Origin of the sequence: Nocardia sp. NPDC050718, from assembly GCF_040654235.1 — a bacterium.
Lineage (GTDB): Bacteria > Actinomycetota > Actinomycetes > Mycobacteriales > Mycobacteriaceae > Nocardia.
This window is the reverse complement of sequence record NZ_JBFAHQ010000002.1, coordinates 158,494-177,005: the sequence shown is the minus strand read 5'-3', so window position 1 is coordinate 177,005 and position 18,512 is coordinate 158,494. Positions and strand designations below refer to the sequence as shown.

16 protein-coding genes are annotated in these 18,512 nt (G+C 71.4%); 7 read left to right on the top strand and 9 right to left on the bottom strand.

Translation table 11 applies throughout. The features are described 5' to 3' along the window. Window positions 1–94: 94 nt before the first annotated feature. Genes AB0H54_RS10335 through AB0H54_RS10325 form a run of 3 tightly spaced genes read left to right on the top strand, consistent with a single transcriptional unit; the run spans window position 95 to window position 2,206 of the window. Window positions 95–568, top strand: a complete 474-nt coding sequence (locus AB0H54_RS10335) for a nucleoside deaminase (RefSeq protein ID WP_357344516.1) — start codon at window positions 95–97, stop codon at window positions 566–568. Continuing rightward, window positions 565–1,527, top strand: a complete 963-nt coding sequence (locus AB0H54_RS10330) for a 2-oxoglutarate and iron-dependent oxygenase domain-containing protein (protein WP_357344515.1) — start codon at window positions 565–567, stop codon at window positions 1,525–1,527. The genes AB0H54_RS10335 and AB0H54_RS10330 overlap by 4 nt, the downstream gene beginning before the upstream one ends. Before the next feature lie 37 nt (window positions 1,528–1,564). Next, complete coding sequence (locus AB0H54_RS10325) at window positions 1,565–2,206, top strand: hypothetical protein (RefSeq protein WP_357344513.1); 642 nt, start codon at window positions 1,565–1,567, stop codon at window positions 2,204–2,206. Between the two features lie 2 nt (window positions 2,207–2,208). On the opposite strand, the gene AB0H54_RS10320 is transcribed toward AB0H54_RS10325, so the two are convergent. Beyond that, window positions 2,209–3,555, bottom strand: coding sequence for a DoxX family protein (locus AB0H54_RS10320; protein ID WP_357344511.1), 1,347 nt, complete (start codon window positions 3,553–3,555; stop codon window positions 2,209–2,211). A gap of 200 nt (window positions 3,556–3,755) precedes the next feature. On the opposite strand from AB0H54_RS10320, the gene AB0H54_RS10315 reads away from it, so the two are divergent. Both AB0H54_RS10315 and AB0H54_RS10310 read left to right on the top strand, forming a co-directional pair. Further along, entirely contained in the window at window positions 3,756–4,886 is a 1,131-nt protein-coding gene (locus AB0H54_RS10315) for a phosphotransferase family protein (RefSeq protein ID WP_357344509.1), read from the top strand. A 15-nt stretch (window positions 4,887–4,901) separates the two neighbouring features. Continuing rightward, window positions 4,902–6,011, top strand: coding sequence for a hypothetical protein (locus AB0H54_RS10310; RefSeq protein WP_357344507.1), 1,110 nt, complete (start codon window positions 4,902–4,904; stop codon window positions 6,009–6,011). A gap of 69 nt (window positions 6,012–6,080) precedes the next feature. Here the strand turns inward: AB0H54_RS10310 and AB0H54_RS10305 are convergent, their stop codons facing one another. The 7 genes from AB0H54_RS10305 to mqo form a co-directional block, all read right to left on the bottom strand. Next, window positions 6,081–7,679 (bottom strand): TROVE domain-containing protein, encoded by a 1,599-nt coding sequence (locus AB0H54_RS10305; protein ID WP_357344505.1) that lies wholly within the window; start codon window positions 7,677–7,679, stop codon window positions 6,081–6,083. Window positions 7,680–8,073: 394 nt separating this feature from the next. Continuing rightward, window positions 8,074–8,520 (bottom strand): cobalamin biosynthesis protein, encoded by a 447-nt coding sequence (locus AB0H54_RS10300; RefSeq protein WP_357344503.1) that lies wholly within the window; start codon window positions 8,518–8,520, stop codon window positions 8,074–8,076. Window positions 8,521–8,572: 52 nt separating this feature from the next. After that, window positions 8,573–9,961 carry a cobyrinate a,c-diamide synthase gene (locus tag AB0H54_RS10295; RefSeq protein ID WP_357344500.1) on the bottom strand — a complete coding sequence of 463 codons (1,389 nt, stop codon included), beginning with the start codon at window positions 9,959–9,961 and terminating at the stop codon, window positions 8,573–8,575. A 40-nt stretch (window positions 9,962–10,001) separates the two neighbouring features. Beyond that, on the bottom strand, window positions 10,002–10,616 hold the full coding sequence (cobO, locus tag AB0H54_RS10290) for a cob(I)yrinic acid a,c-diamide adenosyltransferase (protein ID WP_355280624.1): 615 nt from the start codon (window positions 10,614–10,616) through the stop codon (window positions 10,002–10,004). Between the two features lie 300 nt (window positions 10,617–10,916). Continuing rightward, window positions 10,917–13,043: a magnesium chelatase subunit D family protein gene (locus tag AB0H54_RS10285; protein WP_357344498.1), complete on the bottom strand. Its 2,127-nt coding sequence runs from the start codon at window positions 13,041–13,043 to the stop codon at window positions 10,917–10,919. A gap of 103 nt (window positions 13,044–13,146) precedes the next feature. Then, the gene (locus AB0H54_RS10280; protein WP_357344496.1) at window positions 13,147–13,596 is read right to left on the bottom strand and encodes a GNAT family N-acetyltransferase; all 450 of its coding nucleotides are present in this window, start codon (window positions 13,594–13,596) and stop codon (window positions 13,147–13,149) included. Window positions 13,597–13,608: 12 nt separating this feature from the next. Further along, on the bottom strand, window positions 13,609–15,081 hold the full coding sequence (mqo, locus tag AB0H54_RS10275) for a malate dehydrogenase (quinone) (RefSeq protein WP_357345689.1): 1,473 nt from the start codon (window positions 15,079–15,081) through the stop codon (window positions 13,609–13,611). Window positions 15,082–15,368: 287 nt separating this feature from the next. On the opposite strand from mqo, the gene AB0H54_RS10270 reads away from it, so the two are divergent. Then, entirely contained in the window at window positions 15,369–16,412 is a 1,044-nt protein-coding gene (locus tag AB0H54_RS10270; protein ID WP_357344494.1) for an alpha/beta hydrolase, read from the top strand. A gap of 39 nt (window positions 16,413–16,451) precedes the next feature. On the opposite strand, the gene AB0H54_RS10265 is transcribed toward AB0H54_RS10270, so the two are convergent. Next, entirely contained in the window at window positions 16,452–17,015 is a 564-nt protein-coding gene (locus AB0H54_RS10265) for an alpha/beta hydrolase (RefSeq protein WP_357344492.1), read from the bottom strand. A gap of 365 nt (window positions 17,016–17,380) precedes the next feature. Between AB0H54_RS10265 and AB0H54_RS10260 the strand changes: the two genes are divergently transcribed. Beyond that, window positions 17,381–18,469 (top strand): FAD-dependent monooxygenase, encoded by a 1,089-nt coding sequence (locus AB0H54_RS10260; protein WP_357344490.1) that lies wholly within the window; start codon window positions 17,381–17,383, stop codon window positions 18,467–18,469. The last annotated feature ends 43 nt before the right edge of the window (window positions 18,470–18,512 follow it).

Genomic DNA, 18,512 nt, shown 5'->3' with positions numbered 1-18,512 from the left:
ACGCCGAACGGGCCCGCCGACACCGCCGTCGCCGTGCGCCGCGGTCGGCGCGCCCGCGTTGCCGTCCGGTCCCCCGCGCGCGACAGTGGAGTCCATGACCCAGCCGGACGCACTTCTCGACGTGGCCTACGACGAAGCCCTGCGCGGCCTGGCCGAGGGCGGTGTCCCGATCGGCGCCGCCCTGTTCGACGCCGACGGCACGCTGCTCGGGCGCGGCCACAATCGCCGCGTGCAGAACGACGACCCGAGCGTGCACGCCGAGACCGACGCTTTCCGCGCCGCGGGCCGCCGGCGCGACTACCGCGACACGATCATGGTGACCACCCTGTCGCCGTGCTGGTACTGCAGCGGCCTGGTCCGTCAGTTCGGCATCGGCACCGTGATCATCGGCGAGGCACGCACCTTCCACGGCGGCCACGACTGGCTCGCCGAGCACGGCGTGCGGGTGCTGGTGCTCGACGACCCGCGCTGTGTGTCCCTGATGACCGGCTTCATCGCCGATCGCCCCGACCTGTGGTTCGAGGACATCGGCGTCACCGACACGCCGGCGAAGGAGACGCCGGCATGAGCGACCGCATCGCCTCGGTCGACCTGGCCCGCTGGCGCTCCGGCGGCGCCGCGGCCGCCGCCGTGGCGCGTGAGGTCGACGCTGGCCTGCGCCGGGCCGGTTTCCTGCTGGTGCGCGGCCACGGCATCGACCCGGCGCTGCCCGCCGCGGTCCGCGCCGCCGCCCGGCGCTTCTTCGCGCTGCCAGAGGAGGTCAAGAACCGGTACGCGGTGACCGTCGGCGGTCGCGGCTGGATCGGGCCCGGCCGCGAGGCCAACGGCTACGCCGAGGGCACCGAGACCCCACCCGACCTCAAGGAGACCTTCGCGGTCGGTGCCGACACCGCCACCGGTGATCCGGCGGTGGATCGGGTGTGGTTCCTGCCCAATGTCTGGCCCGCCGAGGTCACGGAGCTGCGCGCCCTGCTGACCGAGTACACGGCCGCCGTGCATGCGCTCTCCGACGAACTGCTCGCCCTGTTCGCCGCCGCGCTCGCGCTCCCGGACAACCCGTTCGCCACGCTGGCCACCCGCCCCACCTGGACCTGCAATATCAACCACTATCCCCCGCTGACCAGCGTCGGCACCCCTCGAGCCGGTCAGTTCCGGATCGGCCCGCACACCGATTTCGGCACCGTCACCGTACTCGACCGCGAGCCGGGCGCCGGCGGCTTGCAGATCTACACCGAGGCCGACGGCTGGGCCGACGCCCCCTTCGATCCGGCCGCGCTGACGGTGAACATCGGTGACCTGCTGGCCTATTGGAGCGGCGAGCGCTGGCCGTCGGGCAGGCACCGGGTCCTCCCCCCGCAGGCCGCCGCGCCGGAGGAAGACCTGGTCTCGCTCATCTTCTTCTACGAACTCGACCACGATGCCGTGGTGACCCCGCTCGCGCCGCCGATCGGCCGGGTGCGGCCGGGACCGCCGGTGGTCTCGGCCGACTTCCTGCGCGTGCGCCTGGACGCCATCACCCTCGGCTGACCCGTACAAACGGCAGTTCGCGTCGTGGGGCTTCGTGGTGATCGCGACGCAGAACCAGTACACCGGTTCCGGCATCGACATCCTCGCCTCGCTCGACCGGCTGATCGCCGAATCCGCCGATCCCGCGAGCGTTTTCGCCGGGCGGCTGGACACCACGGCGGTGGGCGTGGTCGGTCATTCGCAGGGCGCTTCCGGCGCGCTGAACGCGATGCGGCGCTCCGGCGGGGCGATCCGCACCGCGATCACCGTCGAACTGCCGCGCACCGGCCTGTGCTCGGATGCCCTCAGCTGCACCGATCCCGCCGCGATCGAGACCGGCTCGGTGTTCCTGATCAACGGCTCGGCCGACACCCTGATCTCGCCGTCGGAGCAGCCGCTCCCGGTCGAGGTCGTCGGCGTCCAGTCCCATCGCGCCTATTACGACGCGCTCACCGTGCCGAAGGTGTGGGCGACGCTCGAGGGCGCCGACCACAACGACGTCCAGGGCACTCCGGCCTGCGCGGACGGCCAGCTCGCCTGTGGCACCGGCGTGTACGGCTTCCTCGGCTACCCGACGGCCTGGCTGGCCGCCCGATTGCGCGGCGACGCTAAGGCCGCGGCGGCCTTCGTCACCGGTTCCGGCGCGTTGTACGCCCCGTCGCCGCACTGGCGCAATCAGATGGGCACGATCACCGGCTGAGTTCAGCCGGTGTACGGATTGTTCTGCACCCAGCGGAAGTCCGTGCCGCGCAACGGGAAGCTATCGAGATCCAGGCGGGTGAGGGTGACCGTCACCGGCTTGCCGTCGAGCTCGCCGCGCAGCGTCAGCCGGTCGTCGGCGGGCCGGTCGACCGCGAAGGTGGTGACGGCCGCCGGGGCCTCGCCCGGCGCCGACGGCGCGGCGGTGAGGGTCATCGTGTGTGCTTCGGTGTCGAAAGCGGCGGCCACCGGCACGATCGAGTCGTCCATCCGCTGGTAGCCCGCCGACCCGGCATCGATGATCAAGCGCTGCCAGCGCACCGGGTCGGTGGTCAGCGGCGGCACCGGGGTCGCCTCGGCGGTGAACTCGGTGACGTCCCAGATGCCGTACAGCTCGGGTTTCGGTGCGCCGCCGCCGTATTCGTCCCAGGATCGCGCGCCGAGGTACACACAGCCGAGCACCACCCACAGCCCCGCCACGACCTGCACGACCGTGGCCCACCGGTTCGCCCGCGCCGACCCGAACAGCGAAGGCTGCACGAGCGGTCCCGAATCTCGTTCCAGCACCAGCACATTCGCCAGGCGCCGGGCCTGGGGCGCGAGCAGCACCAGGCTCATCAGCAGCAGATGCCCGGACAGCATCTTCACCGGCACGTCGAAGGTCAGGTTCAGCAGGAACACCTGCGCCATGCTGATCACGCCGAGCATCGCGCCCAGGGTGGCGGTGCGCGGCCAGAACAGCAGCAGCCCGGCGAGCACCTCGGCCGCGCCCAGCGACATCTCGTAGACCGGGGACGAACCCACCTGGGTCCACAGCATCGACATCGGGCTCAGGTCACCGACCCGGGTGAGCAGGGTGGTGAGCGCGGGCTCGGGCATCTGGGTCGGGATGAGCTTGGCGAACCCGTAGAACAGCAGCTGCCCGCCGACACACAGCCGCAGCAGCGTGAGGAACCAGCTCGCCGCCCGCGGGTAGGCGCGCCTGCGCCGGTCGAGCACCGACCAGACCACGGTGATCAGCAGCGCGGCCACCAGGACCAGCCCGCACTGGATCCAGATCGCGGCCTGGTCACCGCTACCGTTCATGACCAGCTCCGCCCGCACCCCGAACACGTGTTCACCGATCCAGCGGCTCACCGGGGCCAGCGAGAGCATCTGCCAGGCGATGGCATCCTCGGGCAGATGTAGCGCGAACACCCCGAGGAAGACGAAACTGATCTGCGCCATCCACAGACAGAACAGCCCGAGGTAGGCGACCGTGAACCGGAAGGCGAGCCGCGTCACCGGATGCCAGGTCGGCGCCGGCGGCGGCGGGCTCACGATCTCTTCCGGTGCGAGCTCCGTGGTCACGGCGGTCACCTTGGCCTCCTCATCGAGTTCGATTGCTACCGAAGCTAATCGGTTCCGCGAGCGGACGCGTCCGGGAAAACCCCCATCTTTGCCGTGTCAACCCTGAATCTCACTGACCGACTGACGGCTTACATTCCCGTCGGCCGTCCGGTACGCCGGTATCGAAACGTGTTCCATCTCGCCGACAGGGGTACTCACATATGTCCGACGATCCGGACCTCACCGCGCAACAGTCGCTCACGGTCAGCGAGCGCGATCTCGACGAACTCGCCGAGCAGTTGTCGCAGTGGCTGGCCGGCAAGGTCGGCGCCGACGCACCGCCGAAAGTCGGCAATCTGAGCAAGCCGTCGACCGGTGGCATGTCGAGCACCACCATCCTGTTCGACGCCGAGTGGACCGTCGACGGCGAGACCGACGGCGGGGCCTTCGTGCTCCGGATGGCGCCCGAGGACGGCTCGTTCCCGGTCTTCGAGTCCTACGACCTGCCGCTGCAGTACCAGGTGATGGCCGGGGTGGCCGACGGCTCCGACGTCGCGGTGCCGACGCTGCGCTGGCTCGAACGCGACGAATCGGTCTTCGGCTCGCCGTTCCTGGTGATGGAGAAGGTCGACGGCCGCGCGCCCTCGGACAATCCGCCGTACGTCTTCTTCGGCTGGCTCTTCGACGCGACGGTGGCCGAACGCGAGCTGATCGCCGACGCGACCGTCGACGTGATCGCCCGCGTCCACGCCATCGACGACATCACCCGGCGCTTCCCGCTGCTCGACGGCGAGGGGTCCGGGCTGCGCAGGCACTTCGAGGCCCAGCGCGCCTGGTACCGGTGGGCGCTGACCGACGACGGCGTGGAGATCCCGCTGATCGAGCGGACCTTCGACTGGCTCGAGGCCCACTGGCCCGCCGAGACCGGTCCCGAGGTGCTGAACTGGGGCGACGCCCGGCCCGGCAACATCCTCTTCGACGGGTTCGCCCCGGCCGCGGTGCTGGACTGGGAGATGGCCACCTTCGGCCCGCGCGAGCTCGACCTGGGCTGGGTGATCTTCATCCACCGGTTCTTCCAGGACATCGCCACCCGCTTCGATCAGCCCGGCCTGCCCGACTTCCTGCGCAAGGACGCAGTGGTCGCGAAATACGAAGAGCTGACCGGACATACGGTCCAGGACCTCGACTTCTACATCGTCTACGCGGCGCTGCGGCACGCGATCGTGATGGCCAGGATCAAGCGGCGGATGATCCACTTCGGTGAGGACACCGTGCCCGCCGAACTCGACGACTACGTGATGCACCGGCTCAGCCTCGAAGCGCTGCTCGACGGCACCTATGAGTGGGACTGACAGGAGACAACGACGATGAACGCGATCATGCCCGTCCCCCTGGACGAATACCCGGTCCACCAGACCCCGCTGTCGCTGGCCAGGGTGGCCACCAGCGACCGCAACTTCTACGACCGCTACTACTTCAACGCCTTCGACCCCGCCGGCGACGCCATGCTGATCACCGGGTTCGGCGTCTACCCGAACCTGGGCGTGGTGGACGCGTTCGCGACGGTACGCCACGGCGACACCCAGCGCAGCGTGCGGTTCTCCGACGCGCTGACCTCGCGTGATCTCACCACCGCGGTGGGCGGCTACCGGATCGAGGTGCTCGAGCCGCTGCAGAAGCTGCGGGTGGTGTGCGAACACGAGGACCTCGGCTTCGACCTCACCTGGACCGGTGCGCACCCGGCGGTGCAGGAGCAGCCGCACCTGATCCTGTCCGGCACCCGGCCGATCATCGAGGCGTCCCGGTTCGCCCAGCTGGGTTCGTGGGAGGGCACGCTCGCCGTCGACGGGCGCGACATCACCGTCGACCCGGCGGCGTGGACCGGCAGCCGCGACCGCTCGTGGGGCATCCGCCCCTCGGGTGAGCCGGAGCCGCCGGGGCGCGCCGCGTCCGAGGGCGCCGGTGGTTTCTGGTGGCTGTACGCGCCGCTGCGCTTCGACGAGTTCGCGATCGTGGTGATCGTGCAGGAAGACCCCGACGGCACCCGCACCCTCAACAACGCGGTCCGGATCTGGCACGACGGCCGCAAGGAACAGCTGGGCTGGCCGCGGATGAGCTGGACCTACGAGTCCGGCACCCGGCATCCGAAGTCGGTGCGCCTGGACATGACCACCCCCGACGGCAAGCCGCTCGAGGTCGAGATCGAGTCGCGTCCCGGTATCGCCCTGCACGTCGGCTGCGGCTACGGGCCCGACCCCGACTGGACCCACGGCCGCTGGATGGGCCGGGACTGGTCGCTGTCGAGCGCCTACGACCTCACCGACCCCGCGATCATCGCCCGCACCCCCTACGGCGTGATCGACCACATCGGCTACGCCCGCTGCGGCGACGCCGAGGGCTGGGGCCTGTTCGAGCACGCCTCGATGGGCCGCCACGACCCCACCGGTTTCGCGGATTGGTCCGCCGTCGCGCCCTGACGCGACGGACCGGTCCAGCGAGAGGAAAGGCGCCGCCGCGACAACGAGGTCGCGGCGGCTCCGATTTTCCTAGGCGGCCGTGGCGAAGTCGGCCAGCAGCGACGGAACCGCGGCGTCGAAGCCGGCGACGTCGAGCATGCCCGCGTCGTCGGGATCGGCGATGCTGAACTTCGTCGCGGTCATACCGACCACCACCAGCTTGGCCCGCGGGTTCACCTCGCGGCGGTAGCGAGCCAGCGCCTGGTGCGGGTGCACCGACCCCGCCCAGGTCTCATTGTCGGTGTACACCGAGAACACATCCACCTCGATGCCCTGATCCAGCGCGTGCAGGATCGGCAGCGAGCAGTCGGTCCCGCCGAAGGGCAGGCCCGACACGGCGCGCACGGCGTCGTCGAGGCGCTGCCGCGGCGAGATCGCCAGCGGGGACAGATCGCGCGCCCCCTGCCAGCGGGTGCCCGACGCGGTGAAGCCGACGATCTGGTGCCGCTCCTCGGTGCGGGCGGTGACCAGGGCGAGCGCGGCCGAGGCCTCGCGCGCCGAGAGCGGCAGCCCGGCGATCGGCGACGTCATCGACGCGGAAACGTCCAGCGCCAGCAGGTGCCGCAGGCCGGTCGGGCGGACCGTCTCGAACGCCGCGTAGAACGCCGCGTCGAGGGCGTCCACCACCGGCGCCGACGGCGTCCAGGTGCCATCGCCGCGTGCCGAGGTCCCCGACGCGTAGGTGCGCAGCGCGATCAGCACCGACACCGGGTGCACCCGTGCCGTGCGCAGCCGCTCCGGGTCGCCCAGCCGCGCGCAGATCGCCGCGGTGCGGGGACCGAGCGGATCCAGCAGGCCGAGCCGGGTCAGGCGCGGCAGCTGCCGCAGCAGCGCCGTCTGCGGGATGCCGTTGTCCAGCAACGCCTCCCACACCTCGGGCGTGTTCAGCGCGGCGTCGGGCAGCATCTCCCAGCTCAGCCGGTACTCGCGAACCAGCTCGGGCACCTGCTCGACCGGCGCGGACCTGGCCCGCTCGAAGCCGTCGACCAAGGCGAGGCCGTCGAGGTCCGGTGTGCGGCCGCAGATCCAGTCGAAGAGCCTGCGCCGCTCGTCCTCGGTGGCCGCCGGGTGCGACAGGCGCAGCAGGTCGCGGTGCGACCAGCCATCCCGCTGCCGGTACTTGACGACCTGGTACGCCAGATCACCGACCGGCTTGTCCAGGTACCAGTTGGCGACCGCGCGGGACAGGCCGCGACCCCAGCCGCGGAACTGCTCGGCGTAGCCGGCGAACAGGAACAGGTGGGTGCCGGTGCGCGCGACCAACGGCAGCGCGGCGAGCGCGGCCCGGCGGCCGTCGACGTCGCCGAGCGCGGCGGCGGCCGCCAGCGCGAACAGCGCCGGGTTCGGCCGCGGCGCGCGCCCTGCGGTGGAGATCTCGACGATCTCGCGCACCAGCTCGGCGGTGTGCTCGGCGGCGTACTCGGCGATGAACTCGGCGTTGTCGGCGGTCAGCGCGGCGGCGCTGACGTAGTAGGTGCCGGATTCCGTGCCGAGGGTGAGGAATCGGCGCACGCGGGCCTGCGGCGTGATCTCGAAGACGTACCCGCCCGCGGCATTGACGACCTGCCGGGCATCGGCAGGGCTGGTCTGCGGTGTGGCGCGACGCGAAAAGCGCGACAGAATATTCATGGTTCCCCCTCCGATACGAGTACCGGCGTTGTGGTTTCGGCCCCGGGACCCACCGGGACGTGTGACGGCGCGTGGAGCGGACGGACATGTGTGTCTCGGCCGGGACAACGGAAATCGCTTTCCGCCGCAGGGCTCGAACCTGCTGGACTGTGAGTCCTCACCAGATAACCGACCGAATCCGGTCCGTCCTGCTCCTACGCACCGCAGCCGCACGGGTGGACGTGTGTGTCCCGACCGGAAGGACGCTCTACCGGACTGAGCTACCGCCACCTCGCGGTGGCGGGCAGGATTCGAACCTGCGACATTCCCCATCTGAAGGTAACCGATCGGATCCGGTCCACCCTGCGGCTGCTGGAGATGACGGTACGGGCTAGGGGTGATCTTGCCCAGCGAATTAATTCGGGGCCCCCGCCGTCGCGACGGCGATCACGACACCGTCGACAACGGTTCGGCCGCACAGGAGTTCACCACGGCCCGCGAGCAGCGCCGCCGCCTCCGCGACCGAGGGCGTGCCGACGGCCCGCGCGGTCCGTGGGGATCGATGCGGTGTGCCGACCTCGGCCAACTGTGCCGCGCTGAACGCGACCACGGGCACGCCGAGCGCCGCCGCGGCCGCGCGGACACCGGGATCGGACGCACGGCGATCGATCGTGGCCAGGCACGTCACCGTGACGGTGTCGCCGACGACGGATTCGACCGCGCGGGTGATCTTCTCCGCGTCGGCGCCCGGCCGGATCCCGATACCGACGACCACCGTGGTCCGCTCGACCGCCGCGTCGGCCCGCGGGCCGGGTACCGGCTCGTCGCCGCTCGGCGGCGGGCCTGCGGGCGGCGACGTCATCGGCACGTCTCTTCGGCTTTCACCGGAGCCGCCGTGGTCCGCCGCGTCGCCGTCATCGATCGAAGCGGCGGGCGGCGGTGACGAATCGGGTGATGGCGTCGGGGTTTCCGGCGGGGTGGGTGTGCAGGTAGGAGGCGTGGACCTGGCGGATCACCGCGCCTTCGGTGATCGAGGAGGTGGTGCGCCAGCCCCAGGCGGCGTTCTCGGGGCCGACCCGGGTGAGGCGGGTGCGGTGGAATTCGTGGCCGCGAACGCGGGTGCCCGCGCGCCAGAGGGCGGAGTCGTGCAGGGCGACGGCGTCGCGGTAGCCGAGGGTCAGGCGGGGGCCGAACTCGGCGTCGGCGTCGAGGACGCCCGCCATCGGGTGGCCGTCGAGGGAGCGGGTGAGGTAGAGCAGGCCCGCGCATTCGGCGTGGATCGGCAGGTCGCGGGTGGCGCCGTCGGCGATGGCGGTGCGCAGCTTCTCGTTGGCCGACAGTGCGCCCGCGTGCTCCTCGGGAAAACCACCGGGCAGGACCAATCCCGCTGTGCCGGAAGGCAGTTCGTCGGTCAGCGGATCGAAGACGACCACCTGGGCGCCCGCGGCGATCAGCAGCTCGCGGTGCTCGGCGTATCCGAACGTGAACGCGGGTCCGCCCGCCATCGCGATCAGTGGACCACTGCCTGTCCGTGCTTCGGCGGGAGCGTGTTCGGCCGCGGCCAGTTCCGACGCGGGGTCCCACGCGGGCCCCTGGGCCGATCCGCCGGCGAGGTCGACGATCGCCTTCAGATCGATGTGGGCCGTGACGAGTTCGGTCATCGCGTCGACCGCGGCGGTGGCGGCGGTGCCGTGCTCGACGGCGGGAATGAGACCCAGATGCCGTGAGGGCACTTCCAATTCGGCCATGCGGGGCAGGGCGCCCAGGACCGGGATGCCGACGCGATCACACGCCGCGCGCAGGACCTGCTCGTGCCGTTCGCTGCCGACGCGGTTGAGGATCACCCCGCCGAGGCGCACCGAGGAGTCGAAGGTGGCGAAGCCGTGCAGCAGCGCGGCCAGGCTCTGCGAGTGCCCGCGCGCGTCGACGACCAGCACCACCGGAGCACCGAGCAGGCTCGCGATCTGCGCCGTCGACCCCTCGGCGACCGCCTCGGTCCGGTTCTCGTCGATCCGCCCGTCGAACAGGCCCATCACGCCCTCGACGACGGCGATATCGCAGTCGCGCGCGCCGTGCCGGTAGAGCGGGACCACCCGATCCTCGCCCACCAGAACGGGATCCAGATTACGGCCGGGTCGCCCGGCCGCGAGCCCGTGATAGCCGGGGTCGATGTAATCGGGGCCGACCTTGAACGGCGCCACCCGATGACCGGCCCGGCGCAGCGCGCCGATGAGCCCGGTGGCCAGCGTCGTCTTCCCGCTGCCCGACGCCGGGGCGGCGATCACGACCGCCGGGGCGGTCATCGTCGACCCCGGGGCGCGGCCGTCGCCGTCACGGTGACGGTCACCATTCGATGCCGCGCTGGCCCTTGCGGCCCGCGTCCATCGGATGCTTCACCTTGGTCATCTCGGTGACCAGGTCGGCGGCGTCGATGAGCGCCTGCGGAGCGTCGCGGCCGGTGATCACGACGTGCTGGTTGCCGGGGCGGTTGGTCAGCGTCTCGACGACCTCGTCGACATCGACCCACCCCCACTTGAGCGGGTAGGTGAACTCGTCGAGCACGTAGAAGCGGTGCTGCTCGGCGGCGAGCCGGCGCGCGATCTCCTGCCAGCCCGACAGCGCGGCGGCCGCGTGATCCTCCTCGGTGCCGTGCTTGCGGGTCCAGGACCAGCCCTCGCCCATCTTGTGCCACTCGACCGCGCCACCGGCGCCGGTCTGCTCGTGCAGCTCGCCGAGCGTGCGGAACGCGGCCTCCTCGCCGACCTTCCACTTGGCGCTCTTGACGAACTGGAACACGGCCACGTCGAAGCCCTGGTTCCAGGCCCGCAGCGCCATCCCGAAGGCGGCGGTGGACTTGCCCTTGCCCGGGCCCGTGTGTACGGCCAGCACCGGCTGGTTGCGCCGCTGCCGCGTCGTCAGGCCGTCCTCCGGCACGACCTCCGGAACACCCTTGGGCACGAAGACTCCTCCTTCTCGGCACCGACGCGCCGGTTCGCGGCCCGGATGGACCGCACTGTCGCTGGACGACCGCGCCGGTGCCTCGAGCACCCGACGGCGCACCGATCGCGCGACTGTCGATCCCCATTTCTATCAGGGCGTCACCGGCCCCCCGACACGCACTGTCGTCCGGAACATCGCCGCCGCACGCTGAGCACGAGGCCGCCCCATCGATGACCCGGCTCCGGGCGGGGTCGGCCGGGTCAGGTCACGCGAGCGCCGGTGGCCCGGGCCGGGGCGCGTGGGGCGGCGTCGGCCGGGTCAGGCCGCGCGGGCGCCGGTGGACCGGACGACATTCGCGACGGTGTCGCCGGTGAGTTCGTCCAGGCGCAGGTAGCGGGCGCGCAGGTCGCGGGCCAGTTCGGCGGCCAGGCCGAGGCGGATCATGGCGCGTTCGCAGTCGATGACCATGGCGGTGTGGCCCTCCCCCGCCAGCAGGCGGGCGGCCGTGCGGGCGCGGGGCAGCGGGTCGACGCCGCCGGTGGCGCGGCCGTCGGTGAGCAGCACCAGCATCGGGCGGCGGCGCGGGTCGCGGACGTGTTCGCGGGCGATCACCTCGCGCGCCTTCAGCAGGCCCGCCGCCAGCGGGGTCTTGCCGCCGGTACGCAGGCCGGCCAGGCGGCGCACGGCGATGTCGACCGACGAGGTCGGCGGCAGCACCAGTTCGGCCTCGCTGCCGCGCACGCTGATCACGGCCACCTTGTCGCGGCGCTGGTAGGCGTCGCGCAGCAGCGTGACGATGGCGCCGGTGACGGCGGTGAGCCGGTCGCGCGCGGCCATCGACCCGGAGGCGTCGACGACGAACACCACCAGATTCCCTTCGCGCCCTTCGCGATACGCGCCACGCAGGTCCTCGGTGGCCAGCGCCAGCGGGCCGCTGAACCGGCCGCGCTCGAATTGCCGTGGGGCGGCGGCGAAGACGGTGCCGAGCAGGTGCAGCCCGGTCGAGGTGTCGGTGCTGGGGCGCACCATGCGACCGGTGCGGGTCTGGGCGCGGGACCGTCGGCCCGGCGCGCCTTCCCCGATGCCGGGGACCTCCCAGCGCGGCGCGGCCTTGGCGACCGATCCGGGTGTGCCCGAGACACCTTCGGCCGCGGGCTTAGCCCCGCCGCCCTTGGGGCCGCCACCGTCGGGACCGCCGTCCGGTCCACCGTCGGGACCGCCATCCGGTCCGCCGTCGTCCGGTCCGCCGTTGTCGGGCCCCGGGTCGACCGGTCCCTGGTCCTCGGGTCCGTGCGGGTCCACACTGTCGGGACCACGGTCGTCGACCGGGCGTGGTCCGGCGTCACCGGACGTATCGTCGCCCAGCTCCGACCCACCGGAGCCATCGTCGCCCGGCTGGACGGGGCCGGACCGATCGTCGGCGAATTCCTCGGTGGCGGAAGCCTTGTCGACCTCGTCGGCGGCCGATCGCATCGCCTCGTCCAGCTGCTCCTCGCTGATCCCCGGCTCGTCGAACGGATCGCGCCTGCGCCGGTGCGGCAGGGCCAGTTCGGCCGCGATCCGCACGTCGTCCTCGGTGACCCGGTCGCGGCCCCGCCAGGCGGCGTGCGCGGTGGCGGTCCTGGCGACGACCAGATCGGCGCGCATCCCGTCGACGTCGAAGGCCGCGCACAGCGCCGCGATCCGCCGCAGTTCGGCGTTGTCGAGCGCCACCCCGGGCAGCCGGTCGCGGGCGGTCAGAATCCGATCGGCGACAACGGCGTCGGCGTCGGCGTAGCGCGCGGCGAAGCCGGCGGGGTCGGCCTCGTAGTCCAGGCGCCTGCGCACCACCGCCATGCGGGTGTCCACCTCGCGGGAGGCGGCCACGTCGACGGTCAGACCGAACCGGTCCAGCAGCTGGGGCCGCAGCTCGCCCTCTTCGGGGTTCATGGTGCCGACGAGCACGAAACGCGCCGGATGCGAATGCGAGACGCCGTCGCGCTCGACATGGACCCGGCCCATGGCCGCCGCGTCGAGCAGCACGTCGACCAGGTGGTCGTGCAGCAGGTTCACCTCGTCGACGTAGAGCACGCCGTGGTGGGCCGCGGCCAGTAGACCGGGCCGGAACGCTTGCTCGCCGTCGCGCAGCACGCGCTCGAGGTCGATCGACCCGACGACGCGGTCCTCGGTGGCGCCGACCGGCAGTTCGACCAGCCGGGCGGGCCGGGCGCCGCTCTCGTCGACGACCGGCGGCAGCAACTGGGCCAGCGCGCGCACCACCGTCGACTTCGCGGTGCCCTTCTCGCCGCGCACCAGCACGCCGCCGATCCCGGGGTGCACCGCCGACAGGATCAACGCCAGCTGCAGGCGCTCCTGGCCGACGACCGCCGAGAACGGGAAGCCCGCCTCACCCGCCGAGCGAGCGGCGGTGTGCGGACCAGCGGCGACATCAGCAAAACCAGGCACACCCCCACTGTATTCGCGCCATGATCATCTCCGGACGCGGGGCGTCGGCGGCGAAACGCCGAGAGGTCCCCGGCACGGTGCCGGGGACCTCTCGGGTGGTTGCTCAGCCCCGGCGCATCGGGACGTGCGGAATACCGTCGTCGAGGAACTCCGCGCCGTCGGCGACGAAGCCGTACTTGGCGTACATGTCGACCAGGTACGACTGCGCGTTCAGGCGGACCGTGGCCGAACCGGTTTCGGCGAGTGCCGCCTGGAGCAGCCGGGTGGTGTAGCCGTGCCCACGCGCGGGCACGGCCGTGCACAGCCGGCCGAGCCGGAAGCTGGTCACCCCGTCCTCGTGCTCCTCGAGCAGCCGCAGCGTGGCGATGACCTCGCCCTCGTCGTCGAGCCACAGGTGCCGGGTATCCGGCAGCAGGTCACGCCCGTCCAGTTCCGGATAGGCGCAGGCCTGCTCGACGACGAACACGTCGACGCGAAGTTTCAACAGCTGGTACAGGGTGGCGGTGTCCAGATCCGCCGCCCATGCCCGTCTCAATGCGACCGTTGACATCATCGCGTCTTGCTATCACACCTGCGCGTAGGTCGGGGCCTCCGGCTGCGCGGGCGTGTTCTTCGCGTCGAGCTTCAGCGACTTGTTGGTCCAGTCCCAGACTTCCTGGAACAGGGCCTGGTTCTCCGACAGCTTCTGGCCCAGCGACGGGATCATCCGCTTCAGCTGCGGGGTCCAGTCGGCGTACTCGCGCGGGAAGCAGCGCTGCATGACGTCGAGCATCGCGGTGACGCAGGTCGAGGCGCCCGGCGAGGCGCCGAGCAGGCCGGCGATGGTGCCGTCCTCGGCGGAGATGACCGCGGTGCCGAACTCGAGCACACCGCCCGCGCCCTTCTTCCGGATGACCTGCACGCGCTGACCGGCGGTGATCAGCTCCCAGTCGCGGCCCTCGGCGCGCGGCAGGAACTCCTCGAGCACACCGACCTTGCCCGACTGCGACTTGAGCAGCTCGCTGATCAGGTACTTGGTCAGGCCCATCTCGGTGAGGCCGACGCCGACGAGCGAACCGATGTTGTTCGGCTTGATCGACTTGAACAGGTCGGCGTTGGAGCCGTCCTTGAGGAACTTGGGGGTCCAGCCGGCGTAGGGGCCGAACAGCAGGCCCTTGCGGCCGTTGATGACGCGGGTGTCCAGGTGCGGCACCGACATCGGCGGCGCGCCGACGGCGGCCTTGCCGTAGACCTTGGCCTCGTGCGCCGCGATCAGCTCGGGGTTGGTCGAGCGCAGGAACTGGCCGCTGATCGGGAAGCCACCGAAGCCCTTGGCCTCCTTGATGCCCGACTTCTGCAGCAGCGGCAGCGCGCCACCACCGGCGCCGACGAAGACGAACTTCGCGTTGACGACCCGGCTCTGGAAGGTGCGCAGGTTGCGGACGGTGACGTTCCAGCTGCCGTCGGACTGCTTGTCGAGGTTGCGGACCTCGGTGCCGAAGGCGATCTCGCCGCCGGACTTGCCGATGTAGGCGAGCAGCTGCTTGGTGAGCGCGCCGAAGTCGATATCGGTGCCGCCGTCGGTCCAGTTCAGCGCGATCGGGTCGGTGAAGTCACGGCCCTTGGCCATCAGCGGCAGGCGCGCGGCGAACTCGTCGGGGCTGTCGATGTACTCCATGCCGCGGAACAGCGGGTGCGGCGCCAGCGCCTCGTAGCGCTTGCGCAGGTAGTCGACGTTGTCGGCGCCGTGCACGAAGCTGACGTGCGGGATGGGGTTGATGAACCCGGACGGGTCGTCGAGGACGCCGGTGTCGACGGCCGAGGCCCAGAACTGCCGGGAGACCTGGAAGCGCTCGTTGATGTCGACGGCCTTGCCGATGTCGACCGAGCCGTCGGCGTTCTGCGGGCTGTAGTTGAGCTCGCACAGCGCCGAGTGACCGGTGCCCGCGTTGTTCCACGGATCGCTGCTCTCCGCGGCGGCGGCGTCGAGCCGCTCGAACACCGAGATGCTCCACTCCGGCTGCAGCTGCCGCAGCAGCGCGCCCAGCGTGGCACTCATGATGCCTGCGCCGATGAGTACGACATCGGTCTTTTCGGTCTTCGCAGCGTTCGACACGGGTACTTCGACTTCCTTGTCCTTCTCAGCTACCCACCGGGGTGAGTTCGCTTGGGCGCGGGCGCTTTGGGGTTGTTGCGACTCGCGGTGAATCGCCGGGGGGTAGGTTACCCGTCGTTCACCTGTTGCCAATTGTGCACCTCAGCCGTTCGGAGTACCGCAACCGACCTCCCGAATGTGATCTAAACCAACACTGCACGTCGCGCTGACCGCGCGATAGATTGAGCGGTGTGACGAACGAAACCTCACTCGATCCCGCCGGCACCGCCGATCGGACCGATGAGCAGTGGCAACCCGATGTCCTCGGCACCGACTACCAGCAGCGCACCCTGCCGCTGGGCCCCGATCCCGACGGTGAGGGCGAGGTGGTGGCCACCCTCGTCCGCTATCTGCCCGACGCCGCCGCGCCGGCCACCGCGCCGACCGTGCTCTACCTGCACGGGTTCACCGATTACTTCTTCCAGGAGCACCTGGCCGAGCACTTCGCGGCCCGCGGCCACCGCTTCTACGCCCTCGACCTGCGCAAATGCGGTCGTTCGCGGCGGGAAGGGCAGAGCGCGCACTTCGTCAGCGACCTGGCGCTCTACGACGCCGAGCTGAACGAGGCGCTGCGCATCGCGCGCGCGGAGACCGGCGACGACGTCCTGATCGTCGCGCATTCGACCGGCGGACTCGTGGTGCCGCTGTGGCTGGACCGGCTCGAGGCCGCGGGCGGCACCGCGAAGGCCGGGATCGTCGGCGTCGTGCTCAACAGCCCGTGGTTCGACCTGCAGGGTCCGGCGTACTACCGCACCGTCGGCACGCCGATCATCAACGCGGTCGGCAAGGTCCGGGCATTCGCGCAGCTCCCCGGCATGGGCGTCAGCACCGCCTACGGTGACAGCCTGCACCACAGCCGCGCGGGTGAGTGGGACTACAACCTGGACTGGAAGCCGCTCAGCGGCGAGCCGGTGCGGCTGGGCTGGCTGCGTGCCATCCGGCGTGGCCAGGCCCGCCTGCACCAGGGGCTGGCGATCGGGGTGCCCGCGCTGATCCTGCGCTCGCGGCTGACGAAGTTCGCCCGCGCGCACAGCCCCGCCGTCGACGTGGCCGATGCCGTGCTCGACGTCAAGCAGATCCAGCGCTGGGCGGGTTGCCTGGGCGAGCGCACCACGATCGTGCCGATCGACGGCGCCCGCCACGACGTGTTCCTTTCCGCGGAAGCGGTGCGCGCCAACGCTTTCGCCGAAACCGACAGCTGGCTGGACTGGCTGGCGGCCTACCGCAAGAACTAGCGGGTGGTGGGCCGGGACCGGATGGTCCCGGCCCGCTGCTCACCAGAGGCTGGTGCGCAGGACGATCTCGGTGGCCAGTTCGTGGGCGCCCTCGGTGGCGATGTTGTCGACCTCGACCGGCACCACCCGGAACTCGCCGTACACGTAGCGGCCGGACGCGTCGGCGACGGCGCGCGGCAGGCTCTTGGTGACCAGCATGGTGACCGGCAGCTCGAGCGGCGGACACGCCGCGTCGGGTGCGATGCCGTCGGCGCCGGGCACCGCCGGATGACCGTGATCGGCGACGACCAGGCTCATGAACCGCCCGAACCGGCCCGCGCACAGCCGCCAGGCCAGCGCCGCGCCCGCACCGCGCCCGGCCACATTGGCGTAGGGCAGCTCGAGCTCGTCGAGAATCACGTGGATCGCCGCGGGCTCGAGCCCCTCGACGGACTCCAGCACGACGGTCTGCAGATCGGACTCGTGCAGCCGCGCGCACACGGTGTCGAACACGTCGGCCGGATCGTCCGCATCGGGAAGCAACAGCACATTGTGCCGCGATTGGGGGCCGTCGACCCGCACTGTCCAGGCCCGGTCACCGACCGTGATCTGCCGAGATTTCATGCCGGTGAACGGTACACGGCCCGGCTGAACACGGCAGCGTGTTGCGCTCCGCCCGGCCGGTCTGTTTTCGCCCGTGTCCTGGGCTTTCCCAGCCGGGAAGGGCTGAATTGCCGAACCTGTCACAACGGCGCCCGCCCGGCTGTGAGCAGAGACCGGCCGCACATCGTGCGCGGGGGAAGAGCCGGGTCACCGGCGACCGGACCGGGTGCATGCGCATCCTGGGAACATTTTGTCCCCTGCACGGACGCGCGGGGAGCTGCCACTGTCGGTGCCAGCACCACTGGCGACTTTCCCCAGGTGGTTGCGACGCCGCGCGCGGTCGGGCCGACCCGCGGGCACTTCGACCGTTCGAGAAGGAGTAGGTCATGGCCGTTTCCGTGTCCGGAGCCGCGGCGCACACGCCGACGCTGATCGTGGGCGGTTCGCTCGGCGGGCTGACCACCGCCCTGGCCCTGGCCGCGCGTGGCCGCCGGAGCACGGTGCTGGAGCGGACCGGCGGGCGCACGCAGCGCGGCGTCGCCATTCTGGTCGCCGGTGCGAGCCTGAGCCGGGCCCTCGGTCCCGCGGCGCGTGACATCGTCGGCGCGGCGCTGGGCCCCGTCGCCATGGACCAGGGCACCTATCCGCACGCGTGGTGGGACGTCTACTCGGCGCTGCGCGCCGCGGCCGACGCCGAACCGCTGGTCACCGTCGTCGAGAACGCCGCCGTGGTCGCGGTCGGCCAGCACGACACGGCGGCCTGGGCGCGCACCGAGGACGGCGCGGTCCACACCGCCGACGTCCTGCTGGGCGCCGACGGCTACCGCAGCGTGGTGCGCCGTACCGTCGACGCCGATCGCCCGGTCGCCAGGTACGCGGGATACGTTGTGTGGCTGGGACAGTCGGAGTTGCCCGCCGCCTTAGCCGAGCGTGCGGGCGGGCCCGATTTCCACTCCGGCACCGACGACATGCTCGCGGTCTACCCGCTCATCGACCGCGACGGCGGCGTCTCCCGCTACGGCTGGGGCTGGTTCGACCCGAACCACACAGCCCTGCTGCGCCGGATCGGCGCCGTCGACGGCACCGAGGTGAAGTACACGCCGCGCCCGCACGCCGTTCCCGACGAGGTCTACGACGACATGATCCGCACGGCGCGGACCCGGTGGAGCGAACCGTGGCGCAGCGGCGTCATCGAGGCGTTCCAGAACCGCGAGGTCATCGCGACCCCGATCACCGAGTACCTGCCCCGGCGCGTCGTCGACGGCCGCCTCGCCCTGCTCGGCGACGCCGCCCACGCGCAGACCCCGATGACCGGGGCGGGTTTCGAGGAAGCGGTCACCGACGCGGCGGCACTGGCCGAGGTCCTGTCCGGCGCCGAACCCGACCTGCGGCGCTACGAGCTGCTCCGGTTGCCGGGCATGCGCGCCCGCGTCTCGGCCGGACAGTCGTTCAGCCGGTCCTTCGCGGCGGTCTGAGGCCGAGCGCCCGACGAGACCTCGGCGCGCCGTAGGATGAGCC